We start from the raw sequence: 2,037 nt of genomic DNA, 5'->3' as shown, positions 1-2,037 counted from the left end.
GGGCGACAGCGCGGCTGAATCGGGGCCCTGCATCCTTCGAGGCTCCCCGTGCGGTGCTTCGCACCGCACGCCTCGCGCCTCCAGCGTGCGGATTCCGGGGATTGCGGCCAGGGATTCCGATTGAACGCGACCATGCATTCCGATCGAAGGCGGCCACCTGTTCCGACGAAGGCGGCCGGGGTGTCGTTGCCGGCATGAGGAGTTGGGTCAGGTTTTCTTGGCTGCGTCAAGATTGGCGCGCTGCGCAGTGATCTTTCGCATGCTGTCTCCGTTGAGTGTGAGGCGATGAGCATTGTGGACGAGCCGATCCAGGACGGCGTCGGCGATGGTCGGGTCGCCGAACACGACAGAGTACCCCTATTCTTGAGCGGGTCGTGTCTCACGTCACGATCACCGACCCGCATCATTCTCTTTTTGGGCACCGGCTTGAGGTGCTGAAGGAGCGGTCGGGGCGCGGTCCCGCCTACGTCGTTGTCGCGCTGCCGGACGGACGGCCGCGGGCGGTTCGGATCGCGTCGACGGATATTGGCGAGTCGCCAATCACTTCCCGTCCGAATGCCGCCGATCTGCCGCGCATCAGTGCACGTACGCTGATCCCATTGATGCAACATTTGAGCGCGAGTCTGAACCTTCTCGACGAGAAGGTGATTCGCGATGACCTACCGACCGCTTCCAGGTCGCGTTGCGTATCGATCCCTGCCGACGTTGGCAAATCCACCCGGCTGTCCGACGGCCGAGATTCCGCGCCTGTGGCCGAATCTGTCGACCGCGACGCAAACCCAAATCGCTCAAGTCCTCGCCACGCTGCTGCGGCGAATGCAAGCGGTTCCCGGCACGCCCGGAAGGGGACAGGGTCGTGCTGATCAGCTTGACCGTCGCTGACGAGCGGCTCACGACTGCGCACCGAGCGAAGTTGGCCTATGTCTACGTGCGGCAATCATCCGTGAACCAGGTGCGCCAGCACCAGGAGAGCACGGAGCTACAGTACCGCCTCGTCGACCGCGCCATCGGTCTGGGCTGGCCGCCCGAGCGCGTCCGGGTGATTGACGAGGATCTGGGCAAATCCGGTGCTGGCGCTGTGGATCGTCATGGTTTCCAGAAGCTCATTGCCGAGATCGGCCTTGGCAACGCCGGTCTTGTGGTGAGCCTCGACGCTTCTCGCTTGGCCCGCAACAATCGGGATTGGCATCAGCTTCTCGAACTGTGCTCGGTGTTCGGCGTGCTCATTGCGGATGGCGAGCGGCTTTACGACCCGCGCGCCTACCACGACCGCCTGCTGTTGGGCTTGTCCGGCATCATGAGCGAGGCGGAGTTACATCAGCTTCGGATGCGGCTTCACCAAGGGGAACGCCAGAAGGCGGCGCGGGGCGAACTGCGGCTGCCCCTGCCAGCCGGGCTCGCCTATGATCGAGCCGGCACAATTATTCTCAATCCCGATGAGGAGGTGCAGGCCCGTCTTCATCTCGTGTTTGCCAAATTCCGGGAACTGCAAAGCGCTCGCCGTGTGATGCGGTACTTGGACAGGAACGGATTGTCCTTGCCGGTTCGACCGCTGCTTGGACCGTCTCCACACGAGATCGTCTGGCGTGCGCCAGATAGTGCACGCGTCCTTAGTATCCTTCAAAATCCGGCCTATGCTGGGGCGTATGTTTATGGCCGCCGGCAAAAGGATCCAAGCCGATGCCGGCCGGGATCGCTGACGGGAACGGTCAAGGTGGCGATCGCGGATTGGGCGGTTTGCCTCGACGCCGCTCACCCAGGCTATATCAGCTGGGAGGAGTTCATGGCCAACCAGGGGCGACTGGCAGATAACGTCTTCCGCTATGAGGCAGGACACTCTGGCGTACCGCGCAAGGGGGCAGCCCTGTTACAAGGAATTGCGATCTGCGGCCGTTGCGGACGGCGCATGAGCATGCGCTACACGGGCCCGAATGCCGACTATCCGGTCTATTGCTGCCGCTCGGATCGGGACCAGCAAGGCAGTGCACTATGTCAGGAAGTCCGGGCCTTGGCGGTTGACGCGCTGGTCGAGCGGGT

Annotated in this window: 1 protein-coding gene and 1 pseudogene; one reads left to right on the top strand and one right to left on the bottom strand. The window is 63.1% G+C overall.

The window, feature by feature from the left end; translation table 11 throughout:
• Positions 1–207 precede the first annotated feature (207 nt).
• Positions 208–345: pseudogene (locus FXV83_RS40420) on the bottom strand (ATP-binding protein); the annotation flags it as partial.
• Between the two features lie 511 nt (positions 346–856).
• Here FXV83_RS40420 and FXV83_RS40410 point away from each other — a divergent pair.
• Positions 857–2,037, top strand: a 1,181-nt coding sequence (locus tag FXV83_RS40410) for a recombinase family protein (protein ID WP_148745608.1), incomplete at its 3' end; no start/stop codon positions are given.

The sequence above is a fragment of the Bradyrhizobium hipponense genome (genome assembly GCF_008123965.1).
GTDB classification, from domain to species: domain Bacteria; phylum Pseudomonadota; class Alphaproteobacteria; order Rhizobiales; family Xanthobacteraceae; genus Bradyrhizobium; species Bradyrhizobium hipponense.
The sequence above is the reverse complement of the archived record's forward strand: the minus strand, read 5'-3'. Positions and strand labels throughout refer to the sequence as shown.